This window comes from Buttiauxella sp. (assembly GCF_049686335.1).
GTDB lineage: Bacteria > Pseudomonadota > Gammaproteobacteria > Enterobacterales > Enterobacteriaceae > Buttiauxella.
Map to the genome: position 1 here is coordinate 69,710 of NZ_JBAVHX010000006.1, position 23,436 is coordinate 93,145.

Consider the following 23,436-nt stretch of genomic DNA (forward strand, 5'->3'; position numbering starts at 1 on the left):
GGGGCGACTTCCCTATAATCTTGCGACCCCACGTTACAACCAAAGTTTTTTTCCCAAAACTTGGTCGTGCTGGCATTGGCTATTCGAAGGGGTAGGTTTGCCGGACTTTGTCGTGTGAACCTTGAACTGATTTTAAACGTTTGGGTGAACACCTACGTGTAACTATTTATTGGGTAAGCTTTTAATGAAAACTTTTACAGCTAAACCAGAAACCGTACAGCGCGACTGGTTCGTTGTTGACGCTGACGGTAAGACCTTAGGTCGCCTGGCTACTGAATTGGCTCGCCGTCTGCGCGGTAAGCATAAAGCGGAATATACTCCGCACGTTGATACTGGTGATTACATCATCGTTCTGAACGCAGAAAAAGTTGCTGTAACCGGCAACAAGCGTACTGACAAAGTGTATTACCATCACACCGGTCACATCGGTGGTATCAAACAAGCGACCTTTGAAGAGATGATTGCCCGCCGTCCTGAGCGTGTGATTGAAATCGCGGTTAAAGGCATGCTGCCAAAGGGCCCGCTGGGCCGTGCTATGTTCCGTAAACTGAAAGTTTACGCGGGCAACGAGCACAACCACGCGGCACAGCAACCGCAAGTTCTGGACATTTAATCGGGATTATGGCAATGGCTGAAAATCAATACTACGGCACTGGTCGCCGCAAAAGTTCCGCAGCTCGCGTGTTTATCAAACCGGGCAGCGGCAAAATCGTTATCAACCAACGTTCTCTGGAACAGTACTTCGGTCGTGAAACTGCCCGCATGGTAGTTCGTCAGCCGCTTGAACTGGTTGATATGGTTGAGAAATTCGATCTGTACATCACTGTTAAAGGTGGTGGTACTTCTGGTCAGGCTGGTGCGATCCGTCACGGTATCACCCGCGCTCTGATGGAGTACGACGAGTCCCTGCGTGGCGAACTGCGTAAAGCTGGCTTCGTTACTCGTGATGCTCGTGAAGTTGAACGTAAGAAAGTCGGTCTGCGTAAAGCACGTCGTCGTCCTCAGTTCTCCAAGCGTTAATTGTCATCTGCTCTTTGCAGAATACAATTTGCGAAAAGCCCGGTCTTGTACCGGGTTTTTTTATGCCTGAAAATTATATTTAGTGCTGCTAACATTTTGATAGTAATCACTTTTCAGTCAAATTCTAGATCCGCTCCCCACAAAACCCGTAAAATCTGGTAAACTATCAACCAATTTTCTGCCCAAAGGTCGGCATCAGTTTGTTTTCGCCTTGTTTTCTGGCGACTGATGGTATTACGGCGTTTTGGGTATCAAACGGTCAGGTTAGTTGCCGCTTGCGGCTATTAGCAGTAATTATTCTGAATAAACTTGGAGGTTTTCATGGCTGTCGCTGCCAACAAACGTTCGGTGATGACGCTGTTTTCCGGTCCTACTGACATCTATAGCCATCAGGTACGTATCGTACTGGCCGAAAAAGGTGTTAGCGTTGAAATTGAGCATGTGGAAACGGATAACCTGCCTCAGGATCTGATTGACCTCAACCCAAATCACAGCGTACCGACCCTGGTTGACCGCGAACTTACTCTGTGGGAATCCCGCATCATCATGGAATATCTTGATGAGCGTTTCCCACATCCACCATTAATGCCGGTTTACCCGGTTGCACGTGGTGAAAGTCGCCTGTACATGCATCGTATCCAGAAAGACTGGTACTCTCTGATGCACATCGTGATGAACGGTTCTGCTCAAGAAGCTGATGCTGCTCGCAAGCAATTACGTGAAGAATTGCTGGCTATCGCACCTGTATTTACTCAGAAACCTTTCTTCCTGAGTGATGAGTTCAGTCTGGTAGATTGCTACCTGGCGCCGTTGCTGTGGCGTTTGCCACAAATGGGCATTGAACTGACAGGCGCAGGTTCTAAAGAGATGAAAGGCTACATGACTCGCGTATTCGAACGTGATTCATTCCTCGCTTCTCTAACCGAACCTGAGCGCGAAATGCGTCTGCAGACTCGGGGCTAATTAATGGATATGTCACAATTGTCACCACGTCGTCCGTATCTACTTCGTGCTTTCTACGAATGGCTACTGGATAACCAGCTCACTCCGCATCTGGTGGTGGATGTGACATTGCCTGGCGTACATGTCCCGATGGAATATGCACGTGACGGGCAAATTGTCCTGAATATTGCACCGCGTGCAGTAGGAAACCTGGAGCTGGCCAACAACGAAGTGCGTTTTAATGCGCGCTTTGGCGGTGTACCTCGTCAGGTATTTGTTCCTATGGCCGCGGTTCTGGCTATTTATGCCCGTGAAAATGGTGCTGGCACCATGTTCGAGCCTGAAGCCAGTTATGACGAAGAAGGTGAAAGTCATAACGATATTGAGCAGTTGCCATCTGATCCAGAAATGGTGATGCAGGTGATCGATGGCTCACGCCCCGATCACGACGAAGATGATAACAGCCCGGATGATGATCCTCCTCCGCGTGGTGGCCGTCCGGCGCTGCGTGTAGTGAAGTAGCTCGCAGTTTAAATGCTAATCGAAGCCAGTCTCATGACTGGCTTTTTATTGCCTAAATAAACCTGTGAGTGGCATCTTTACGTATGCCAAGATTTGCTGTGTTATGATTCGACAATACTATTTGCGATCTTCCTTCCATTAAATGGCCAGATTCTGACGCGATGAGCACATTTGACGAGCAGCCTCCTGAGTTGACTGACACTATCGGGCACACGATGCGCCGTCGCCCGCTTGCGCGTAAAAAACTCTCGGAGATGGTGGAAGAAGAACTTGAGCAGATGATTCGTCGACGCGAGTTTGCTGAAGGTGAGCAATTGCCTTCAGAACGCGAACTGATGGCTTTTTTCAACGTCGGTCGCCCTTCGGTGCGCGAAGCGCTTGCGGCACTGAAACGCAAAGGGCTGGTACAAATCAGTAACGGCGAACGTGCCCGTGTTTCACGTCCTTCCGCAGATACGATCATTGGCGAACTCTCTGGTGTGGCGAAGGATTTCCTTTCCAGGCCTGGCGGTATCGCTCACTTTGAACAATTGCGTATGTTCTTTGAATCCAGCCTGGTTCGTTATGCCGCAGAGTTTGCGACAGACGAGCAAATTGCTCGCTTAGGGCAGGCGCTGGAGATGAACAACCAGGCGCTGGATGATAATGACCTGTTCATTCGGTCCGATATCGAATTTCACCGTGAACTGGCAGAGATACCTGATAACCCGATTTTCATGGCGGTGCATGTCGCGTTACTAGACTGGCTCATTGCCGCCAGACCGACCGTGCCTCAAGATACACTGCACGCACATAATACCGTGAGCTATCAGCAGCATATTGAAATCTACAACGCGATAAAAGCACGCGATCCTGATGCTGCTGACGCGGCGCTAAAAGCTCACCTCAAGAGTGTGTTTGCCTCCTATTACCCGGCACCGCGTAAGCGTGCCTCGAAAAAGTAACCGCCGTTAATCTGCGATCTAACGCACGCCTTCTAAGTAACGTCTGATCAACCATCACAATTTCATATGAACAAGATCGCATTCTGACGTCATTTGAATGCCATGTTTACTTTTTGATCTGGTATAACAGGTATAAAGGTATATCGTTATGTTTAGAAACCAGACAACAAAGAGGCGTTTATGAAACAGAATCTTCGCGGTGTGATGCCGGCACTGCTTACCCCCTTCAACCAGCAACAGCAGGTAGATACCGACAGCCTACGCCGTCTGGTTCGTTTTAATATTGAACAAGGCGTTGATGGTCTTTATGTTGGAGGCTCGACCGGCGAAGCGTTCTTGCAGAGCACTCAGGAACGTGAGCAGGTGCTGGAGATCGTTGCGGAAGAAGCCAAAGGCAAAGTGACTTTAATTGCGCACGTTGGCGGCATCAGTACGCATGAAAGCCAAACCCTGGCGAATGCTGCGCATCGCTACGGATTTGATGCTGTCTCCGCAGTGACGCCTTTTTACTATCCATTCAGCTTTGAAGAACATTGCGATCACTATCGCGCAGTGATTGATTCATCGGGTGGTTTGCCGATGGTGGTTTACAACATTCCGGCGCTGAGCGGCGTTAAACTCTCCCTTGAGCAGATTGATACGTTGATCAATTTACCGGGTGTGGGTGCACTGAAACAGACTTCTGGCGATCTTTATCAGATGGAGCAGATCCGTCGTGCTCATCCGGATCTGGTGCTCTACAACGGCTACGATGAAATCTTCGCATCCGGTTTGCTTGCTGGCGCTGACGGCGGTATCGGCAGCACTTATAACGTAATGGGTTGGCGGTATCTGGCAATCAGACAGGCTGTGCAGGAAGGTGATTTCCAACGCGCAAGCCAACTGCAAAGCGAGTGCAATAAGGTTATTGATTTGCTGATTAAAGTCGGTGTTTTCCGCGGCCTTAAAACCTTGCTGCATTACATGGATGTTGTTGCTGTACCGCTATGCCGCAAACCGTTTGCTGCAGTACATGAGCAGTATTTGCCTGAACTTAAAGCACTTGCGACTCAACTTCAGAATGAGCGTGCAGCGTTTTGATTGACGCACAAGAATCATGATGCTGAAAACCAGCATTGATAATACCTAATCTGACCTAACCAAAGGGCGGGTTCTGCCGAACCCGTACCGGGAGTGCTTTATGAATAACACTGCCCAACAGATCCCGTGGTATCGCCATTTGACTAAGCCGCAATGGAAAGCATTTTCAGCTGCCTGGATTGGCTACTTGTTGGATGGTTTTGATTTTGTCCTGATAGCGTTAGTACTGACTGAAATTCAGAGTGAATTTGGGCTGACGACCATCCAGGCTGCGAGTTTAATCTCCGCAGCATTTATCTCACGTTGGTTTGGTGGACTGGTTTTAGGTGCCATGGGTGACCGCTATGGCCGTAAACTTGCCATGATAACCAGCATCGTCCTGTTTTCTTTCGGTACGCTCGCATGTGGTTTTGCACCGGGTTTTACCACTATGTTTCTTGCCCGACTGCTAATCGGTATGGGGATGGCGGGTGAATATGGCTCCAGCGCCACCTATGTCATCGAAAGCTGGCCGAGGCATCTGCGTAATAAAGCGAGTGGTTTTCTGATTTCTGGATTTTCTGTGGGCGCGGTGATTGCGGCACAGGTGTATAGCGTTGTCGTCCCTGCCTGGGGCTGGCGAGCACTGTTTTTCATCGGCATATTACCGATAATATTCGCGCTGTGGCTGCGTAAAAATATTCCCGAGGCAGAAGACTGGAAAGAGAGGTTTGCCGATAAAGCGCCCACTAAAACCATGGTGGACATTCTGTACCGTGGCGAGCACCGCCTGATCAACATGGGGCTGACCATTGTCGTGGCGGCAGCGCTTTACTTCTGTTTTGCTGGCAATCTGGGTAATGCAGCCCTTGTCGCCATCCTCGGTTTAATATGCGCGGCGGTGTTCATTAGTTTCATGGTTCAAAGTAGCGGCAAACGTTGGCCGACAGGCGTAACGCTAATGATCGTCGTTTTCTTTGCCTTCCTCTATTCCTGGCCAATACAGGCACTGTTACCAACCTATCTGAAAACGGAACTGCTCTACGATCCTTCAACAGTGGCACATGTCTTGTTCTTTAGCGGATTTGGTGCGGCAGTAGGGTGTTGTGTAGGTGGTTTCCTTGGGGATTGGTTAGGTACGCGTAAAGCCTATGTCTGTAGCTTGCTCGCATCACAGCTTTTGATTATTCCGGTTTTCGCTATCGGTGGTGGCAATATTTGGGTGCTAGGTTTGTTGTTGTTCTTACAACAAATGCTGGGGCAGGGGATTTCCGGGATTTTGCCAAAACTGATTGGCGGTTATTTCGATACCGAACAACGAGCGGCAGGTTTGGGCTTCACCTATAACGTGGGCGCACTGGGCGGTGCTCTGGCACCAGTGATTGGTGCGACTATAGCTCAGCGTCTTGATTTAGGTACGGCACTGGCCTCGCTTTCGTTCAGCCTGACCTTTGTGGTCATCCTGTTAATTGGTCTGGATATGCCATCTCGTATTCAGCGTTGGATCCATCCAGAGGCACTGCGCATGCATGATGCTATTGACGGCAAACCGTTTAGTGGTGCCGTTCAGGCAGCAACATCAAAGGGGCGAGTGATGCAAAAAGTGGTGAAATAACCACGCTGCGATAAGCATAAAAAAGCCCGGTAATTATTTTTACCGGGCTTTTTAACATCTGCGATTCGTTATACTTCGAGGAAGTTCAGGATACCGTCAGCCGCTTTACGACCTTCAGCGATTGCTGTCACCACCAGGTCAGAACCACGAACAGCATCACCGCCAGCAAAGATTTTCGGGTTGCTGGTCTGGAACGGATTGTCGCTGCCTTCTGGCGCCAGAATACGGCCCTGGCTGTCGAGTTCAACGCTATGTTTTTCCAACCACTGCATCGCATGTGGACGGAAACCAAATGCCATAATTACGGCATCGGCAGGCACCACGTGCTCTGAACCGGCAACGATTTCTGGACGACGACGGCCATGTGCATCAGGAGCTCCCAGTTCGGTACGGGCAACTTTCACACCCGATACCCGACCGTTGGCGTTAACTTCTACGCCCAGCGGCTGTACGTTGAACTGGAATTCCACACCTTCTTCACGCGCATTTTTCACTTCGCGTTTGGAGCCAGGCATGTTCTCTTCATCACGACGGTAAGCACAAATGACGTGCGTTGCGCCCTGACGAATTGAGCTACGCACGCAGTCCATTGCGGTATCACCACCGCCAAGAACCACTACGCGTTTGCCTTCCATATTTACATACGGCTCTTCTGGTGAATCACCAAAGCCCATAATTTGTTTGGTATTAGCGATAAGGAATGGCAGGGCATCGTAAACGCCCGTTGCATCTTCATTCTCTAAACCACCGCGCATTGACTGGTAAGTCCCGACGCCGAGGAATACGGAATCATATTCTTTCAGCAAGTCGTCGATGTGAACGTCACGGCCAACTTCGGTATTCAGTTTGAACTCAATACCCATGCCGCTGAAGATTTCACGGCGCTTAGTCATCACTTCTTTTTCCAGCTTAAACGCCGGAATACCGAAGGTCAGCAAGCCACCGATTTCCGGGTGACGGTCATAAACCACCGCTTTCACGCCGTTACGTGCCAGCACATCAGCACATGCAAGCCCCGCAGGACCTGCGCCGATGATAGCGACACGTTTGCCGGTTTGTTTCACGCCAGTCAGGTCTGGTTTCCAGCCCATCTCAATCGCTTTATCGTTGATATAGCGCTCGATATTACCGATGGTGACGGCGCCAAACTCATCATTAAGCGTACAAGAACCTTCACACAGACGGTCTTGCGGGCAAACTCGACCACACACTTCCGGCAGGCTGTTTGTCTGGTGAGACAATTCAGCCGCTTCAATAATGCGCCCTTCGTTGGCCAGCTTCAGCCAGTTCGGAATGTAGTTATGAACCGGGCATTTCCATTCACAGTACGGGTTACCGCAAGACAGGCAGCGGTCTGCCTGTGCTTTGGCCTGGCCTTCTGAGAACGGCTCGTAAATTTCCACAAATTCAATTTTACGGATTTTGAGCGGTTTCTTTGGCGGATCAACGCGCTGTAAGTCGATAAATTGATATACGTTTTGACTCATCGTGACCTCTTACTGCGCCTGCACCCGCAACTCAGCGGCGCTTCGACTACGGTGACCCAACAATGCTTTGACATCACTGGACTTCGGTTTAACCAACGTGAATTTAGAGGCAAATGCTGGCCAGTTTGCCAGAATTTCTTCGCCGCGTTGGGAACCCGTCAATTGCACATGCTCGGTAATCATTCCACGCAAGTGTTCTTCGTGAATGGCCAGCTCATCAACGTTGATTAGCTCAACCAGCTCAGGGTTAACACGTTTACGGAAATCACCGTCTTCATCAAGAACGTAAGCGAAACCACCAGTCATACCTGCACCGAAGTTCACGCCTGTTTTGCCGATGACGCAGACAATACCGCCAGTCATGTATTCACAACCATTATCGCCAATGCCTTCAACCACGGTAATTGCACCGGAGTTACGCACTGCGAAACGCTCGCCCGCACGGCCAGCAGCATAAAGTTTGCCGCCTGTTGCACCGTACAAACAGGTATTACCGATTATGGTCGCTTCGTGGCTACGGAAGGCGGAGCCAACCGGAGGACGCAAAGAGATCAAACCGCCAGCCATACCTTTACCGACATAGTCGTTAGCATCGCCAGTCAGGTGCAGTTCAACACCACCGGCATTCCACACACCGAAGCTTTGCCCAGCGGTTCCGCTGAAATGCGCTTTAATCGGATCGGCCGCAAGACCCTGGTCGCCATTGTGTTGGGCGATATAACCTGACAGCGTGGCACCCACAGAACGGTCAGTGTTGCGAATATCAAACCAGAACGTTTTGCTCTGCTTGTCGTCCACATACTGCTTCGCCTGGCTCAGCAGTTGAGCGTTCAGGTCGCCTTTATCAAATGGCGGGTTAGTTTCGGTGCAATACACCGCTTTGCCCGGCATAGGTTCGGCTGTTTTAAGCAGATTCGACAGATCCAGGTTTTGTTGTTTAGCGGTGAAACCATCCAGTTCTTTGAGCAGATCTGTACGGCCAATCAAGTCAACCAGACGCTTCACGCCTAACTGCGCCATCAACTCACGGGTTTCACGCGCAATGAACTCAAAGTAGTTTGTCACTTTAAATGGCAGGCCGTGATAGTGGTTCTTACGCAGTTTTTCGTCCTGAGTTGCAACACCGGTTGCGCAGTTGTTCAGGTGGCAAATACGCAGGTATTTACAACCCAGCGCGACCATTGGGCCTGTGCCGAAACCAAAGCTTTCTGCGCCAAGAATCGCTGCTTTGATGATGTCGAGACCGGTTTTCAGGCCGCCATCCACTTGCAGACGGATTTTGTGACGCAGGCCGTTAGCCACCAGAGCCTGTTGTGTTTCTACCAGACCCAGTTCCCACGGGCAGCCAGCGTACTTCACAGAAGACAGCGGGCTTGCGCCTGTACCACCGTCATAACCGGCGATGGTAATCAGGTCGGCATAAGCTTTAGCTACGCCAGTTGCAATGGTGCCCACACCCGGTTCGGAAACCAGTTTGACCGAAATCATCGCTTTCGGGTTGACCTGCTTGAGGTCGAAAATCAACTGCGCCAAATCTTCGATAGAGTAGATATCGTGGTGTGGCGGAGGGGAAATCAGTGTCACGCCAGGCACGGAATAACGCAGTTTTGCGATATACGGCGTAACTTTATCGCCAGGTAACTGACCGCCTTCACCAGGTTTAGCGCCCTGAGCGACTTTAATCTGAATAACATCAGCATTGACCAGGTACGCAGGGGTCACACCAAAGCGACCAGAAGCCACCTGTTTGATTCGGGACACTTTATTGGTGCCGTAACGCGCAGGGTCTTCGCCACCTTCGCCTGAGTTGGAGTTCCCGCCGATGCTGTTCATCGCCTCGGCCAATGATTCATGCGCTTCCGGGCTTAATGCACCGATAGACATCGCGGCAGTATCGAAGCGTTTGTACAGCTCAGTGGCAGGCTCTACGTCTTCAATTTTGACCGTTTCACCTTGCGGATCGAGAGCCAGCATATCGCGCAGTGTCGCCACCGGGCGCTCGTTAACCAGCTTCGCGTATTCCTGATAATCTTTGTATTCGCCGCTGTTTACCGCTTTTTGCAGCGTTTGCACCACATCAGGGTTGTAAGCGTGATACTCGCCGCCGTGGACGTATTTCAGCTGACCACCTTGATCCAGTGGCTTACGCGCTAACCAGGCACGCTTGGACAGGTTCAGCAAATCTTGCTGGAAGTCGTTGAACCCGGCGCCGCCAATACGGCTGACAACGCCCTGGAAGCACAGCTCAGAAACTTCTTTATGCAGGCCAACCGCTTCAAACAGTTTTGAGCAACGATAAGAGGCGATAGTCGAGATGCCCATTTTGGACATAATCTTGTACAGCCCTTTATTGATGCCGTTGCGGTAGTTCTGCATCACTGCACGGTACGATTTTTCAATCGCGCCGTTGTCGACCAACTTCGCCAGCGTTTCATAAGCGAGGTATGGATAGATGGCAGTCGCGCCAAAACCGAGTAGCACAGCGAAGTGGTGCGGGTCGCGAGCGCTTGCAGTCTCAACAATAATGTTGGCATCGCAACGCAGATTCTTTTCAACCAGGCGGGTCTGGATTGCACCAACTGCCATCGGAGCCGGAACCGGCAAACGATTTTTAGCGATGTTACGGTCAGACAGCACCAGTAAAACAGTACCGTTACGAACCATGCGTTCCGCTTCGTCGCATAGCGCAGTCACCGTTTCGTGCAGCGACTGAGCGGAAACATCGTAAGTGATGTCCAATGTGTCGGCACGATAGTGCTGCTCTTCAAGCGAGGTCAGCTGTTGGAAATCAGACCACAGCAGAATCGGTGATTTGAAGCTCAGGCGGTGCGCCTGGCCTTCTGCTTCACAGAAGACGTTCATTTCACGGCCAATGCTGGTCGCCAGTGACATCACGTGCGCTTCACGTAGCGGATCGATTGGCGGGTTTGTCACCTGCGCAAACTGCTGGCGGAAGTAATCATAAATAATGCGTGGCTGGCTAGAAAGCACGGCAAATGGCGTATCGTCGCCCATTGATCCGACCGCTTCCTGGCCATTTTCACCTAATACGCGAATGACTGAATCCAGCTCTTCGACGCTGTAGTTGAACTGTTTCTGGAAGCTAGCAAGCGTATCGTCATCCAGTTCGCGAGTGCCGACTTCTTCGTCTGGCAAATCTTCAAACGGCACTAAACGGCGAACGTTATTTTCCATCCACTCTTTATACGGGTGGCGGCTTTTCAGGTCGGCATCGGTTTCAGCTGAATGCAGAATGCGGCCAATACGCGTGTCGATAACCATCAACTCGCCAGGGCCAACGCGTCCTTTTTCTACCACTTCATCAGGCTGGTAATCCCAGATCCCAACTTCGGAAGCACAGGTGATCAGCTTATCTTTGGTGATGACGTAGCGTGCTGGACGCAGGCCGTTACGGTCCAGGTTACAGGCTGCATAGCGCCCATCGGACATAACGATACCGGCAGGGCCATCCCACGGCTCCATGTGCATGGAGTTAAAGTCGAAGAAGGCTCGCAGTTCCGGATCCATGTTCGGGTTGTTCTGCCAGGCTGGTGGCACCAGTAAGCGCATGGCACGAACGATATCCATCCCGCCTGCTAATAGCAGTTCGAGCATGTTATCCATCGAGCTTGAGTCGGAACCGGTTTCGTTGACGAATGGTGCCGCATCATGCAAGTCCGGGATGAGCGGAGTCTGGAATTTATAGGTACGCGCACGCGCCCACTGACGGTTACCGGTAATGGTATTGATCTCACCATTGTGCGCCAGGTAGCGGAACGGCTGAGCCAGCGGCCAGCGTGGAACGGTGTTGGTGGAGAAACGCTGGTGGAACAGGCAAATTGCCGACTCCAGGCGTAAGTCCGCCAGGTCCAGGTAGAAGCGCGGCAAATCTGCCGGCATACACAGACCTTTATAGATGTTAACCAGGTTGGAAAGACTACAAACGTAGAAGTCTTTATCCTGAATACGTTTCTCAATGCGGCGACGGGCGATAAACAGGCGACGTTCCATATCACGTGGGCGCCAGCCAGCCGGAGCATTAACAAAAATTTGTTCGATGCGAGGCTTTGAGGAGAGGGCGATTTCACCGAGTACGTCTTCATTGGTTGGCACTTCGCGCCAGCCTACAATCGACAGGGTCTCGTTTTGCAACTCTTCTTCAACAATGCGGCGGCTTGCACTGGCCAGCGCATCGTCTTTATTTAAGAAAATCATGCCAACGGCATAATTTTTTGCCAAACGCCAGCCACGCTCTTCCGCAACGATTCGGAAGAAACGATCAGGCTTTTGCAACAGCAGGCCACAACCATCACCGGTTTTACCATCGGCGAGAATTGCTCCACGGTGTTGCATTCGGGCCAGTGCGTGAATAGCAGTACGCACTACCTTGTGGCTAGGTTCGCCTTCTATGTGGGCGATCAGGCCGAAACCACAGTTATCCTTCTCAAGGGATTTATCGTACAACATATCAGTGAACCTCCCCAGGCTCTACGTGACTCCCTACCAACCGTTTGCGTTCAGACACAGCAAGGGCATGGCGACGGGGTTTGCGCATCTACGCATTCCTCGCGTGTCGCCCTCTTGATGTCTTACGCATCCGGTTTCACAAGTGTTGAGGACTTGCTTTAGAGGGAATCTTAATTACTGCATAAATATGATGGGCACAGAACCCATCCAGAAAGCTTCCAGCGGATTTCCAAGTTATCGGGAAAGCGCACACAGGTCAAATGGCATTCTTATTTATACGATTATGTGCTAAACACACATTAACATCATGAAAATAAACATTTTATTATCATTTTTATCGTATTTAAGCGGCAGGATAATCGCCTGAGTAATGTGATCTCTCTCACTATCTGCGGGGTTGCAAAATTCCAGACCATGCTGGCAATGCTTGTATCGGCAGGATCTTATGCTATCAACGGGGTTTGGCGTGTTGTATGCCACTGTTTTTCACAGGGTCAGATATTCTTTAAAAATAGAGGGTGAATATAAGGAAAAGTAATCATCTTGCGGGTGCGTAAAATTGCATTAATTTTGCATTTATATGCAATGGATAAAGCTGCGCCAGAGCGATTGATCCAGGTCATCGCTAAAATGGGCAGAAAATGGCAGGCTACATCCCTTTTACAGGGCGGCCCATCAGATTATGCAGTTACAGAAATTAGTCAATATGTTTGGTGGTGATCTTCAGCGCCGTTATGGTCATAAAGTCCATAAACTCACGCTGCACGGGGGTTTTAGCTGCCCAAACCGTGATGGAACCATTGGACGAGGCGGGTGTACTTTCTGCAACGTGGCCTCTTTCGCTGATGAAACCCAACAACATCACTCTATTGCCGGGCAACTTGAGCGCCAGTCGCAGTTGGTTAACCGTGCGCAGCACTATCTCGCCTATTTCCAGGCGTACACCAGTACATGGGCAGAAGTGCAGGTGTTGCGTTCGATGTACCAGCAGGCCGTCAGCCAGGCCAGTGTTGTCGGGTTGTGTGTCGGCACACGCCCTGACTGCGTGCCCGATAGCGTGCTCGATTTGTTAAGCGAATATCATGACAAAGGCTTTGAAGTCTGGTTAGAGCTGGGCTTGCAGACCGCACATGACAAAACGTTGCATCGAATTAATCGCGGGCATGATTTTGCCTGTTATCAGGAAACCACGCGTCGCGCTCGTGGGCGCGGTTTGAAAGTGTGCAGCCACCTGATTGTTGGCCTGCCAGGTGAAGGTCGGGAGCAATGCCTGCAAACGTTGGAGCAGGTGGTTGAGACTGGCGTTGATGGCATCAAACTTCACCCACTCCATATTGTCAGCGGCAGCACCATGGCCAAAAGTTGGCAGGCAGGCCGACTGCAAGCTATCGAACTGGATGAGTACGCCATCACCGCAGGCGAGATGATTCGCCATACGCCACTCGATATTGTCTTCCATCGCATTTCTGCAAATGCCCGTCGTCCAACCCTGCTGGCACCGTTGTGGTGTGAGAATCGTTGGACTGGAATGGGCGCAATCGATAAATATTTGAATGAGCATGGCCCTCAGGGTTCAGCACTCGGAACACCGTGGGACCCGACATTTCTGTTGTAATTCCTGAGCGTGGGATCTTTTTGCGGTATATTTAGCAGATTGAAGGCGAAGGAAACGTTCCATGAAGCAAATCCGGTTACTTGCGCAGTATTACGTTGATTTGATGGTGAAGCTCGGATTAGTGCGCTTCTCTTTGTTGCTGGCTTCCGCATTGGTGGTGCTGGCTATTGTGGTGCAAATGGCCGTGACGATGCTGTTACGCGGCCAGGTCGAAAGTATTGATGTCGTTCGCTCGATCTTTTTTGGTCTGTTAATTACTCCCTGGGCCGTCTATTTCCTTTCTGTGGTGGTTGAACAACTCGAAGAGTCGCGCCAACGGCTGTCAAAGCTTGTGCAGAAACTCGAAGAGATGCGCGAAAGGGATCTCAAACTCAATGTGCAGCTTAAAGACAACATTGCACAATTGAATCAGGAAATCGCTGTTCGCGTTAAAGCTGAAGATGAACGTCAGACTATGCTTGAGCAACTCAAGGTTGAGATGCAAGAGCGCGCAGAGACGCAAATCCAACTGGAACAGCAATCGTCATTTCTCCGTTCTTTCCTTGATGCCTCGCCGGATCTGGTTTTTTACCGCAATGAAGATAAAGAGTTTTCAGGCTGCAACCGTGCCATGGAATTGCTGACGGGCAAAAGTGAGAAGCAATTAATCAGCCTGAAGCCGGAAGATGTGTATTCGCCAGAAGCGGCTCTGAAGGTCATTGAAACCGACGAAAAAGTATTTCGTCATAACGTGTCTCTGACCTACGAACAATGGCTGGATTATCCTGACGGTCGCAAAGCCTGCTTTGAAATTCGTAAAGTGCCGTACTACGACCGTGTAGGTAAACGCCACGGTTTAATGGGATTTGGCCGCGATATTACCGAGCGCAAACGCTATCAGGATGCTCTTGAACGCGCCAGCCGGGATAAAACCACCTTCATCTCTACCATCAGCCATGAGTTACGCACGCCGCTGAACGGTATCGTCGGGTTGAGTCGTATTCTGTTGGATACAGAGCTGAATCCTGAACAAACAAATTACCTCAAAACCATCCATGTTTCGGCCATCACACTCGGTAATATCTTTAACGATATCATCGATATGGATAAACTCGAACGCCGCAAGGTTCAGCTAGATAACCAGCCAATTGATTTCACCAGTTTCCTCGCCGATTTAGAAAACCTCTCCGGGTTACAGGCGCAGCAAAAAGGGCTGAAACTGGAAATGAACCCTACCTTGCCTCTGCCGCATAAAGTGGTGACGGATGGAACGCGCTTGCGACAAATCCTGTGGAATCTCATCAGCAATGCCGTGAAGTTCACCCCTAAAGGTGGTCTGGTTGCTGTGCGCGTGTGTTATGAAGAAGAAAACATCATGCGCTTTGAAGTTCAGGACTCCGGCATTGGTATTCCTCAGGACGAACAGGACAAGATCTTCGCCATGTATTACCAGGTGAAAGACAGCCATGGTGGTAAACCTGCAACCGGTACGGGGATTGGGTTAGCGGTATCGCGCCGCCTGGCTAAGAGTATGGGCGGCGATATCACGGTTAGCAGTAAGCCGGGTGAAGGCTCGCTGTTCACCCTGACGATTCAGGCGCCTCGCGTCGCGGATGAAGTTGAAGATACGCTTGAAGATGACGAAATGCCGCTGCCGGCGTTGCATGTTTTGCTGGTGGAAGATATTGAGCTTAATGTCATTGTTGCGCGCTCTGTGCTTGAGAAACTCGGCAATAGCGTCGATGTCGCCATGACGGGTAAAGAAGCGCTGGAAAAATTCACTCCAGGGGAATATGACCTGGTGCTGCTGGACATCCAGTTGCCTGATATGACCGGCCTGGATATTTCCCGCCAGTTAACCACTCGTTATTCGCGTGAAGATTTACCACCGCTGGTGGCATTGACTGCTAACGTATTGAAAGATAAAAAAGAGTATCTGGATGCTGGCATGGACGATGTGCTGAGCAAACCCCTCTCGGTTCCGGCATTAATGGCGATGATCCAAAAATTCTGGGACAACCAACAGTCAGAGTCTAAGAAGGAGTCTCAAGTGCCTCAAGTTAATAGTGAAAAGCAGCAAGCATTGCTCGATATTCCAATGCTTGAGCAGTATATGGACCTCGTCGGGCCAAAACTGATTACCGATGGGCTGGCGATGTTTGAAAAAATGATGCCGGGCTACCTGAGTGTTCTGGACTCCAATATGACTGCCCGCGATCAAAAAGGGGTGGTGGAAGAAGGTCATAAAATTAAAGGGGCGGCGGGGTCTGTTGGCTTACGTCATTTGCAACAAGTCGCTCAGCAAATTCAATCGCCGGACTTACCAGCATGGTCAGAAAATGTGGGTGAGTGGATTGAAGAGTTGAAACAAGAATGGCAACACGATGTTGATGTTCTGAAGGCCTGGGTGGCAAACGCTCCCAAAAAATGACCCCGGATAAACCGGGGTGCGCGAATTCTGCGCCAACACCAGGGAAAAAGTAGGTTGCGCCGTTGAGTTATAAGTATTTATCCAAATGGCGCAGCCGATAATCTCGTGTGCTGCTCAGGCATTAAGATAGCAAATCTTAAATAGTTTGTTACATGAATCAGTAAAATGTGTGAAGCATAGCGATCAAATCGTCATAACTGATGATAAAAATTGCATGATGAAAAGGAATGGCTAAATGAAGAAGATTGGTGTTGTGCTCAGTGGGTGCGGGGTCTACGACGGAAGCGAAATTCAGGAAGCGGTTATTACCTTGCTCGCTATCGCCCGCTCAGGTGCTGAAGCTGTCTGTTTTGCACCCGATAAAACTCAAGCAGATGTAATCGATCACCTTTCTAATAATAAGGTTATTGAGGATCGTAATGTGCTTGCTGAAGCCGCACGAATCACTCGCGGTACGATAATGCCCTTGGCTCACGCCGATGCCAACCAACTCGATGCCTTAATCGTCCCTGGCGGTTTCGGTGCAGCTAAAAACCTGTGCAATTTTGCGAGTCTTGGCAGTGAATGCGTGGTTGATAGTGATTTACGTCGTCTGGCCCGCGATTGTCATGCCCAGGGCAAGCCACTCGGTTTCATCTGCATTGCTCCGGTAATGTTGCCTAAAATTCTTGATATGCCGGTGCGTTTGACCATTGGTACCGATATCGACACCGCCGAGATCGTCGAAGAAATGGGAGCCGAACATGTTCCGTGTCCGGTCGATGATATTGTGGTTGATGAAGAACATAAAGTGGTGACGACGCCTGCTTACATGTTAGCGACACGCATTGATGAAGCCGCTTCAGGTATCGAAAAGCTGGTGGCTCGCATCGTGGATATGACTGAATGAAGAAAGGGCGTATTGCGCTCTTGAGCCTCTTCAAGCGCTGGCTTTTGCGTGGCCTGTTGGCACTGGTGGGGCTTTGGTTAGCGGGGATAATCCTGTTCAGCTTTATGCCGGTGCCGTTTTCCGCGGTGATGGTTGAGCGCCAGTTCAGTGCCTGGTTCAGTGGCGATTTCAGTTATGTTGCGCACTCGGACTGGGTGAGCATGGACGAAATTTCGCCGTGGATGGGGCTTGCCGTCATTGCGGCAGAAGACCAGAAATTTCCTGATCACTGGGGATTTGATGTCGCAGCGATTGAAAAAGCCGTAGCTCACAACGAACGCAACGAAAATCGTGTTCGTGGTGCCTCGACACTGTCTCAACAAACGGCTAAAAATCTGTTTCTTTGGGATGGGCGCAGCTATGTTCGCAAGGGACTCGAGGCAGGCTTAACACTGGGCATGGAAGTGGTGTGGACGAAACGCCGCATCCTGACGGTTTACCTGAATATTGCCGAGTTTGGTGATGGGATTTTTGGCGTGGAAGCCGCTTCGCAGAGCTATTTTCATAAACCAGCAAGCCGTCTGACTATGTCAGAAGCTGCATTGCTGGCCGCCGTTTTACCCAATCCTATCCGCTTTAAAGCGAATGCCCCGTCAGGTTATGTACGTCAACGCCAGCAATGGATTTTGCGTCAGATGCGCCAGCTAGGTGGTGAATCGTTTATGGCGCAGCATGAGTTGAAGTGAGAGCGTTGATTATAAAACGGTCACCGACGGGACCAGGGGCAAAAGAGTATTACTCCCTTTAGGACAAGCACAAGCCACGAGATCCCCCTGAAGAGCCATGGGAATATCGTTGAATTTTTGTAGATGCGGACCCAAGGGTTCGATTGTCCCGATTCCTTTGCACACCTGGCAGGAGGCTTTCATTCCGATAAGCGCTACCGGTAACCCTGCGATGGTAATGGTCGGAACACATTCGAGGATTTTTCCACCCGTTGTTGTCGGGCAGGTTTGAGTCATCATTGCTCTCATTATTTATTCCTGAATTATTTTCTTAGGTATCAGCGGGTGATAAATTTTCAACTGCAAATTCTTTATCCGGATTAGTCTTCTTCTACTTCAGGTACTTCGAATGAGCGAATTGCCAGGAAATCCACACTAATTGATGCGGCTGGATCAACCTTTTGAATATCGTGAACCAGCCAGGAAAAAATTTCTTCTGGAGCGTTATCGGTTGATGCTGGCATAGGTTTTTGCTGATACGCACAAACGCTGTATTCCAGAAATTTTTCTGCACGCTTGAATGCAGGAGTATAAATTTTTGGTGCAATCCGTATTCGCGTATCGTTTGGGTTTGTCATTACGCTATTAATAAACCAACGAGCTTGATCTTTTACATCATCCAGCCAACTCCAGTTATTTTTCAAAGTTTCTCGAGCCAAATGATTATCCGCTATTTTTGCCCGTGTTTCGGGGTCTTCTGTCGACAAGGTTATGGTGCTCATAATGTCTGCTTTTTCTGCATCTATTCTTTGCAGCTCTGTGCAATACAAGTAGTACTGTCGACCAAGCCAGTCAAAATAGCTGTCAAGATGAGCATTTTGGGCATGAATACTGAGTGTTTGGTTGCCGACGCTAGACTGATAACGTCTTGCCCAATATTGTGCGGAACGCCCTTCGATGGTGTCGTTCATATAAAAGTAGCTGGCAATATCTGTATCTATTTTGTCCATGGTTTGGTAATCAGGAAAAGGAACCCCCGCCATGTAAGCGGTACGATACATTTGATGTAGTGCCACCCGGCATAACTCCGCACTGGGTTTTTGTTCATCTGGTAATAAACCGCCACCTATATCTTCACTACTTCCGGCTAGCAAGATCTCTTGCCATTTTCCCTTGCCTAAAGAATAAATGCCACGCCATGGGCGGCGCTCATGGGCTGCAACCAAATGCAAAGCATTGCGTACCATTGAAGGTAAAGGCGTATCCTGGTCGATAGCTTTTTCCCCCATAAAAAGACTCACACCTTCTCCTGGCGCCCCCAGTAAAGCGACATAATAATCCAACCCATTATTGCTACTGGCGGGGCTATGGCGTGAACAATCAAAAAAACCGGCAAATATAATATCTACCGGGACTTTGTTATATAAGTATTTTACGGGTGAACCCTTGATCTCTTCTTTTTGGCAAATATCTTTAAGAAGATCATCGATGAATTTTCTCGCGAGGGTAGCACCAAGATCAAACCCAAAAATGGAGATGGAAATGTTTTTTACAGGGAGTGCATTGTTGTTGTTATTTTTTTCATAAAAATCCTCAAATCGAGTCTTCGCTGAAGAAACTCTTGTATCAACACCGGTTAAAAACATAGCAGACATCACTTTGTTATCTCGTAACCACGGTGTTGACTCTATACTCACTTTAGTTAGTATTTTACCCTTTACTGCGGTAATAACCTTTTTCCACTTCAGAGGATTACAAAGTTCCTTAAATTTATTATCCAGTACCTCATACCAGGGTTTGGTAAATATTTCTCCGGCTGCCTCCTCCAGTTCACCTGCTGGAATGCTTTTAACTTCATCTATAAATTTATCAAGGCCACCATCCATCGCTGTACGTAGTTTTTCAGAAAGTTCTTCTTTGAAAGGAGTACCCAGACCTGAAAAGTAAAATTTATCAAAGCATGAATTGTTTGTATTTGAGCTGTTTTCTGGATATGCCCGAAAAAGACGTGCAACATTACTTAGTCGATGTTGTGTTGCATCTTGTTCAATATTACGTTCCACGCCATCAAAAAATAGTCCCAGATGCCAGGTACGTCCGCAAGAGTTTGAATGGCTATCTTCATTTTGCTGTGCCTGGTTAGCACTGCCAATAATTTGTTCCTTATTCATTTACACATCCCTATTTAACTTGATTTTTATTCTCTACATAATTGGGTATTTTCCGCCATGGATGGCTTAACCCTTCACCCCACCACAAACGAACATTATCGCCAGGCAAAAAATATACATGCAGGTAGTTCTCTCCCCATTTTCTTTCCGGTAACGGGAGAGTTTTGTTTCGTTTTTCCAGTCGCATCCCTTGTAAATATTGAGAATGAGTTATATCAATTGTCCATATAACTTCAGCAGTTTTCCCTTCAATATTCCCACAGCAGGTTACTGCTCCGCCACCCTGAGCAAAAGCATTCCCACCCGCAACACCATTGACGCTAAAACCCAATATTGGTCTATCCAGATCATTATGAATTACGAGTTGCACCCCACCAGTCGGTGGTCCAAAAAATACGTCCCATGCAAGGTTTAAACCCCAGATAATACCCAGCAGAATTAATCCTCTTCCTAGCCAACGGCACCAGCGCGCCCAAAAGCGATGCAGCGCAGCATCTATTTTTTCTAGCCGGAACAGTAAATTCATATTTTTGCTATCCTTATTATCTCTCTGTCCTTTATTTATTTTTTGTGTTTATTTCGGGCCGTGTTTCAAACGGGGACCATGCATCAGGACTCCACCCCAGTTTAACCTGATCATTTGGTAGGAAATGTACATGCAGATTATCCTCCCCCCATATTCTTTCCGGCAACGGGAGAGTTTTGTGACGAGTTTCTTTACGCAAACCGGCATCATATTGTTTGCGTGTAGTGCTTAGTGTCCATATAACTTCAGCAGTATCCCCTTCAATAGTCCCACAGCATGTAAGAGTCCCACCTCCATGTGCAAAAGCATTTCCCCCCGCAACACCATTAACGCTAAAACCAAGAATTGGGCGGTCTAGCTCACTATGAATGATCAGCGCGACGCCTCCGGTCGGTGGTCCAAAAAATACGTCCCATGCAAGGTTTAAACCCCAGATAACACCCAGCAGAATTAATCCTCTTCCTAGCCAACGGTTCCAGCGCGCCCAAAAGCGATGCAGCGCAGCATCTATTTTTTCTAGTCGGAACAGTAAATTCATATTTTTGCTATCCTTATTATCTCTCTGTCCTTTATTTATTTTTTGTCTTAATTTCTGGCCGCTTTTCAAACGGGGACCATGCATCAGGACTCCATCCCAGTTTGACCTGATCATTTGGCAGGAAGTGAACATGCAGATTATCTTCCCCCCATTTTCTTACCGGCAATGGCAGAGTTTTTTGTCGTTTTTCCAGTCGCATCCCTTGTAAATATTGAGAATGAGTTATATCCAGTGTCCATATAACTTCAGCAGTTTTCCCTTCAATAGTCCCACAGCATGTAAGAGCCCCACCTCCATGTGCAAAAGCATTTCCCCCCGCAACACCATTAACGCTAAAACCAAGAATTGGGCGGTCTAGCTCACTATGAATGATCAGCGCGACGCCTCCGGTAGGTGGCCCAAAAAAAACCGCCCAGGCGAGGTTCAGACCCCAGATGGCAACCAGTAGAATTAATCCTCTGCATAACCAGCGACTCCAGCGTGCCCAAAAGCGATGCAGCGCAGCATCTATTTTTTCCAGCCGGGAAAGCAGACTCATAGTTCCATGTCCTGAAGAAGTGCTTCGGTGAGGGTGATATTTCCTGCTGCAACTTTTTCGACTGCTAGGACCATATCGGATGATTCAATAGCTTTACTTCCACCACTCAAGTAATGGAGAGCATATATTTTTTTATCAATGGGGCGTGCTAGCCCCGCTTGTTGTGCTTTATTGAGCGCCTTATGAACCATTGCACGCTGAATACATACCGGGAATTTCTTACTCTGTGGTTGTTGTACCCATACTCTTAATAAGGCGCTGACGTCAGTGTCACCATTTAATATTTCCCAAAGAGCGTGATCGAGTTCAATATTTTTTTGGGTCTTATCATATTCGGCGTTTAAGGAGGGGATTAACGCTAATGACCACCATCGTTGTTTAATATTGGGAACAAACCATTCTTTGATCCCACTAAAAAGAGCCGAATACCCATTCAGATCGTTGCGTTGCGATAAATGTTGTAATACATGGGGCGTATAGAACCGCAACAATAGTCCTTTATTAACCGGAGACTTTACAACGCAGCCCCAGGAGAGTTGTTCTGCCAATTGTGGTAATGCAACACTGGAAATAATGATTCCATGTAATGCCCCTTGTTCTTCGAGAGTGAGTGGAATCGTGTCATTCAAGTCATTGATTTTTATAAGCCATGGTCCAATGGAAACCAGAGTCTCAAGCTGTGGATGAATAAAAATAGATCTCATCCTGTCACTTGCGGATGCACATATCTCACGCAGAATTTTATTTTCAACTAAACCCGCTTCAAATAATGCATACGATGAAGTGGTAGTCTCTTGGGTCATATGGCTAACAATCAGTAATTCGGACAGTGTCATAGTATTAACTTCCACCCACTATTGCTGCATCTTCACGCATTGAGTTCATCATGCATTCCTGGCAAATATCTTCATCAATTTCAGGCCGAGCCGCCATATCAGGCGACTCGGCCTTATTTTTTCCCAGCGTTAATTTTCCTTGGGAAAGAGTGAGTTCATCTGGCAATTGCCCATTCCATTCTGTGCCCTTACCCGGAGAACCCATCCCCATATTTACAATTGCACTGGTTTGGATACCGCTGGCGTCAATTTTGATAAAGTTGCCACCGGCTTGTAGTGTTAACTCACATCCTGCATCAAGTGTGACTTTACTGCCTGCTTTGACGTGATATTCACTGCCATTTACGATCAGCATATTTTCTTCAGTTTTAATATGAAGAGTCTGTGAAACAGTGAGTGAATAATCTTCTTTAACTAAATCACGTTTTTCGCTTTCAACTCGTAAATGATTTTCGCCTTTGATATGCATCAGCTGATTTTCACCAACCCAGAAAGCATCGCGATTATTGACTATCCGATTCATGTCCTTCTGGGCATGCATCGACAGCAATTCCTGACCAGTCTGGTCTTCAAACATCAGTTCGTTGTAGCCGTTACCCTTGTAGGTCTGCGAGCGGATTGCCATCCGGGTTTTAGTCCCGGGGTAAATTTCACCGTCACGCGCCCGTGTTCATCGCAGTAAATTTCCTCTCCGGCAGGACCGGTGACTGTCCCAATTTGCGGGCCGTCTATGCGGGGTTTTGGCAACGGCACCGGTCGCCAGGTCTGTGTGGACGGAATAACATAAAAACGGCTGGTGAGCGTGGTGCCCTGGCCTGAACTGCCTGTGTGCGCCTGTGGCTGGTTGCCGGTCATCTCGCATGACACCACCTGCCACGCGCGGTTCAAGTCTTCACGCGGGTGCCCGGTGAGAGTGTACCAGCGCCCCGGCTGGAGCTGCGGGCAGTTACTGGTGCCGCTGGCAAAATCCACATTATTGCGCCAGCCTTCCACCTGATATTTAGCAAAATCGGCGCCGCGCTGCTCATCCTTAAAACGCCCCGGATAGTCAAAGATTTCATAGTCCGGGCGCTGATACGACAGGTTTGCGCCTTCTTCCCGGTACTGCGCCTGCCAGCCTGGCGCGGTGAAGGTGTAATCCTTTGTGGTGACT

Annotated in this window: 21 protein-coding genes; 11 read left to right on the forward strand and 10 right to left on the reverse strand. The window is 49.0% G+C overall.

Features of this window, described 5'->3' with window-relative positions; all coding sequences use genetic code 11:
• Positions 1 to 184 precede the first annotated feature (184 nt).
• The 7 genes from rplM to WBL83_RS05265 all read left to right on the forward strand — a co-directional run bounded on the left by rplM (position 185) and on the right by WBL83_RS05265 (position 6,102).
• Positions 185 to 613, forward strand: a complete 429-nt coding sequence (gene rplM / locus WBL83_RS05235) for a 50S ribosomal protein L13 (protein ID WP_367594734.1) — start codon at positions 185 to 187, stop codon at positions 611 to 613.
• Between the two features lie 14 nt (positions 614 to 627).
• Entirely contained in the window at positions 628 to 1,020 is a 393-nt protein-coding gene (gene rpsI, locus WBL83_RS05240) for a 30S ribosomal protein S9 (RefSeq protein ID WP_064543072.1), read from the forward strand.
• Between the two features lie 321 nt (positions 1,021 to 1,341).
• Complete coding sequence (sspA, locus tag WBL83_RS05245) at positions 1,342 to 1,983, forward strand: stringent starvation protein SspA (RefSeq protein WP_034498882.1); 642 nt, start codon at positions 1,342 to 1,344, stop codon at positions 1,981 to 1,983.
• A gap of 3 nt (positions 1,984 to 1,986) precedes the next feature.
• Positions 1,987 to 2,484, forward strand: coding sequence for a ClpXP protease specificity-enhancing factor (gene sspB / locus WBL83_RS05250; RefSeq protein WP_424588153.1), 498 nt, complete (start codon positions 1,987 to 1,989; stop codon positions 2,482 to 2,484).
• Between the two features lie 161 nt (positions 2,485 to 2,645).
• Positions 2,646 to 3,428, forward strand: coding sequence for a transcriptional regulator NanR (locus tag WBL83_RS05255; RefSeq protein WP_424588154.1), 783 nt, complete (start codon positions 2,646 to 2,648; stop codon positions 3,426 to 3,428).
• A gap of 180 nt (positions 3,429 to 3,608) precedes the next feature.
• The gene (gene nanA / locus WBL83_RS05260) at positions 3,609 to 4,508 is read left to right on the forward strand and encodes an N-acetylneuraminate lyase (protein ID WP_424588155.1); all 900 of its coding nucleotides are present in this window, start codon (positions 3,609 to 3,611) and stop codon (positions 4,506 to 4,508) included.
• 100 nt (positions 4,509 to 4,608) lie between these two features.
• A complete protein-coding gene (locus tag WBL83_RS05265) occupies positions 4,609 to 6,102 on the forward strand; it encodes an MFS transporter (protein ID WP_424588156.1) in 1,494 nt (497 codons plus the stop codon).
• Positions 6,103 to 6,170: 68 nt separating this feature from the next.
• Here WBL83_RS05265 and WBL83_RS05270 read toward each other — a convergent pair whose 3' ends face one another.
• Both WBL83_RS05270 and gltB read right to left on the reverse strand, forming a co-directional pair.
• The gene (locus tag WBL83_RS05270) at positions 6,171 to 7,589 is read right to left on the reverse strand and encodes a glutamate synthase small subunit (protein WP_424588157.1); all 1,419 of its coding nucleotides are present in this window, start codon (positions 7,587 to 7,589) and stop codon (positions 6,171 to 6,173) included.
• A 9-nt stretch (positions 7,590 to 7,598) separates the two neighbouring features.
• Positions 7,599 to 12,056 (reverse strand): glutamate synthase large subunit, encoded by a 4,458-nt coding sequence (gene gltB / locus WBL83_RS05275; RefSeq protein WP_424588158.1) that lies wholly within the window; start codon positions 12,054 to 12,056, stop codon positions 7,599 to 7,601.
• A 682-nt stretch (positions 12,057 to 12,738) separates the two neighbouring features.
• Between gltB and WBL83_RS05280 the strand changes: the two genes are divergently transcribed.
• From WBL83_RS05280 to mtgA, 4 genes are all read left to right on the forward strand, one after another.
• Entirely contained in the window at positions 12,739 to 13,671 is a 933-nt protein-coding gene (locus WBL83_RS05280; RefSeq protein ID WP_424588159.1) for a TIGR01212 family radical SAM protein, read from the forward strand.
• Positions 13,672 to 13,732: 61 nt separating this feature from the next.
• Positions 13,733 to 16,081, forward strand: a complete 2,349-nt coding sequence (gene arcB / locus WBL83_RS05285) for an aerobic respiration two-component sensor histidine kinase ArcB (protein WP_424588160.1) — start codon at positions 13,733 to 13,735, stop codon at positions 16,079 to 16,081.
• A 235-nt stretch (positions 16,082 to 16,316) separates the two neighbouring features.
• Positions 16,317 to 16,970 carry an isoprenoid biosynthesis glyoxalase ElbB gene (gene elbB / locus WBL83_RS05290; protein WP_424588161.1) on the forward strand — a complete coding sequence of 218 codons (654 nt, stop codon included), beginning with the start codon at positions 16,317 to 16,319 and terminating at the stop codon, positions 16,968 to 16,970.
• Positions 16,967 to 17,695 (forward strand): monofunctional biosynthetic peptidoglycan transglycosylase, encoded by a 729-nt coding sequence (mtgA, locus tag WBL83_RS05295; RefSeq protein WP_424588162.1) that lies wholly within the window; start codon positions 16,967 to 16,969, stop codon positions 17,693 to 17,695. Before elbB ends, mtgA begins: the two co-directional genes overlap by 4 nt.
• A gap of 9 nt (positions 17,696 to 17,704) precedes the next feature.
• Here the strand turns inward: mtgA and WBL83_RS05300 are convergent, their stop codons facing one another.
• From WBL83_RS05300 to vgrG, 8 genes are all read right to left on the reverse strand, one after another.
• Positions 17,705 to 17,983, reverse strand: a complete 279-nt coding sequence (locus WBL83_RS05300; protein ID WP_424588163.1) for a PAAR domain-containing protein — start codon at positions 17,981 to 17,983, stop codon at positions 17,705 to 17,707.
• Between the two features lie 71 nt (positions 17,984 to 18,054).
• A complete protein-coding gene (locus WBL83_RS05305; RefSeq protein WP_424588164.1) occupies positions 18,055 to 19,845 on the reverse strand; it encodes a hypothetical protein in 1,791 nt (596 codons plus the stop codon).
• A gap of 10 nt (positions 19,846 to 19,855) precedes the next feature.
• Complete coding sequence (locus WBL83_RS05310) at positions 19,856 to 20,371, reverse strand: DUF3304 domain-containing protein (protein ID WP_424588165.1); 516 nt, start codon at positions 20,369 to 20,371, stop codon at positions 19,856 to 19,858.
• 31 nt (positions 20,372 to 20,402) lie between these two features.
• Complete coding sequence (locus WBL83_RS05315; protein WP_424588173.1) at positions 20,403 to 20,909, reverse strand: DUF3304 domain-containing protein; 507 nt, start codon at positions 20,907 to 20,909, stop codon at positions 20,403 to 20,405.
• Between the two features lie 31 nt (positions 20,910 to 20,940).
• On the reverse strand, positions 20,941 to 21,447 hold the full coding sequence (locus tag WBL83_RS05320) for a DUF3304 domain-containing protein (protein WP_424588166.1): 507 nt from the start codon (positions 21,445 to 21,447) through the stop codon (positions 20,941 to 20,943).
• A complete protein-coding gene (locus WBL83_RS05325) occupies positions 21,444 to 22,283 on the reverse strand; it encodes a DUF4123 domain-containing protein (RefSeq protein ID WP_424588167.1) in 840 nt (279 codons plus the stop codon). The genes WBL83_RS05320 and WBL83_RS05325 overlap by 4 nt, the downstream gene beginning before the upstream one ends.
• 4 nt (positions 22,284 to 22,287) lie before the next feature.
• Complete coding sequence (locus tag WBL83_RS05330) at positions 22,288 to 22,908, reverse strand: bacteriophage T4 gp5 trimerisation domain-containing protein (protein WP_424588168.1); 621 nt, start codon at positions 22,906 to 22,908, stop codon at positions 22,288 to 22,290.
• Positions 22,860 to 23,436: type VI secretion system tip protein VgrG (vgrG, locus tag WBL83_RS05335; protein ID WP_424588169.1), on the reverse strand; the 577-nt coding region annotated here is incomplete at its 5' end. The genes vgrG and WBL83_RS05330, both read right to left, overlap by 49 nt.

What these genes read in the sequence shown, in the direction of transcription:
- WBL83_RS05305 (WP_424588164.1), bottom strand. Translation starts at nt 19,845, where the DNA reads ATGAATAAGGAACAAATTATTGGCAGTGCTAACCAGGCACAGCAAAAT.
- arcB (WP_424588160.1), top strand. Translation starts at nt 13,733, where the DNA reads ATGAAGCAAATCCGGTTACTTGCGCAGTATTACGTTGATTTGATGGTG.
- elbB (WP_424588161.1), top strand. Translation starts at nt 16,317, where the DNA reads ATGAAGAAGATTGGTGTTGTGCTCAGTGGGTGCGGGGTCTACGACGGA.
- WBL83_RS05320 (WP_424588166.1), bottom strand. Translation starts at nt 21,447, where the DNA reads ATGAGTCTGCTTTCCCGGCTGGAAAAAATAGATGCTGCGCTGCATCGC.
- WBL83_RS05280 (WP_424588159.1), top strand. Translation starts at nt 12,739, where the DNA reads ATGCAGTTACAGAAATTAGTCAATATGTTTGGTGGTGATCTTCAGCGC.
- WBL83_RS05315 (WP_424588173.1), bottom strand. Translation starts at nt 20,909, where the DNA reads ATGAATTTACTGTTCCGACTAGAAAAAATAGATGCTGCGCTGCATCGC.
- sspB (WP_424588153.1), top strand. Translation starts at nt 1,987, where the DNA reads ATGGATATGTCACAATTGTCACCACGTCGTCCGTATCTACTTCGTGCT.
- WBL83_RS05310 (WP_424588165.1), bottom strand. Translation starts at nt 20,371, where the DNA reads ATGAATTTACTGTTCCGGCTAGAAAAAATAGATGCTGCGCTGCATCGC.
- WBL83_RS05270 (WP_424588157.1), bottom strand. Translation starts at nt 7,589, where the DNA reads ATGAGTCAAAACGTATATCAATTTATCGACTTACAGCGCGTTGATCCG.
- rpsI (WP_064543072.1), top strand. Translation starts at nt 628, where the DNA reads ATGGCTGAAAATCAATACTACGGCACTGGTCGCCGCAAAAGTTCCGCA.
- WBL83_RS05255 (WP_424588154.1), top strand. Translation starts at nt 2,646, where the DNA reads ATGAGCACATTTGACGAGCAGCCTCCTGAGTTGACTGACACTATCGGG.
- nanA (WP_424588155.1), top strand. Translation starts at nt 3,609, where the DNA reads ATGAAACAGAATCTTCGCGGTGTGATGCCGGCACTGCTTACCCCCTTC.
- rplM (WP_367594734.1), top strand. Translation starts at nt 185, where the DNA reads ATGAAAACTTTTACAGCTAAACCAGAAACCGTACAGCGCGACTGGTTC.
- mtgA (WP_424588162.1), top strand. Translation starts at nt 16,967, where the DNA reads ATGAAGAAAGGGCGTATTGCGCTCTTGAGCCTCTTCAAGCGCTGGCTT.
- WBL83_RS05265 (WP_424588156.1), top strand. Translation starts at nt 4,609, where the DNA reads ATGAATAACACTGCCCAACAGATCCCGTGGTATCGCCATTTGACTAAG.
- WBL83_RS05330 (WP_424588168.1), bottom strand. Translation starts at nt 22,908, where the DNA reads ATGGCAATCCGCTCGCAGACCTACAAGGGTAACGGCTACAACGAACTG.
- WBL83_RS05300 (WP_424588163.1), bottom strand. Translation starts at nt 17,983, where the DNA reads ATGAGAGCAATGATGACTCAAACCTGCCCGACAACAACGGGTGGAAAA.
- sspA (WP_034498882.1), top strand. Translation starts at nt 1,342, where the DNA reads ATGGCTGTCGCTGCCAACAAACGTTCGGTGATGACGCTGTTTTCCGGT.
- WBL83_RS05325 (WP_424588167.1), bottom strand. Translation starts at nt 22,283, where the DNA reads ATGACACTGTCCGAATTACTGATTGTTAGCCATATGACCCAAGAGACT.
- gltB (WP_424588158.1), bottom strand. Translation starts at nt 12,056, where the DNA reads ATGTTGTACGATAAATCCCTTGAGAAGGATAACTGTGGTTTCGGCCTG.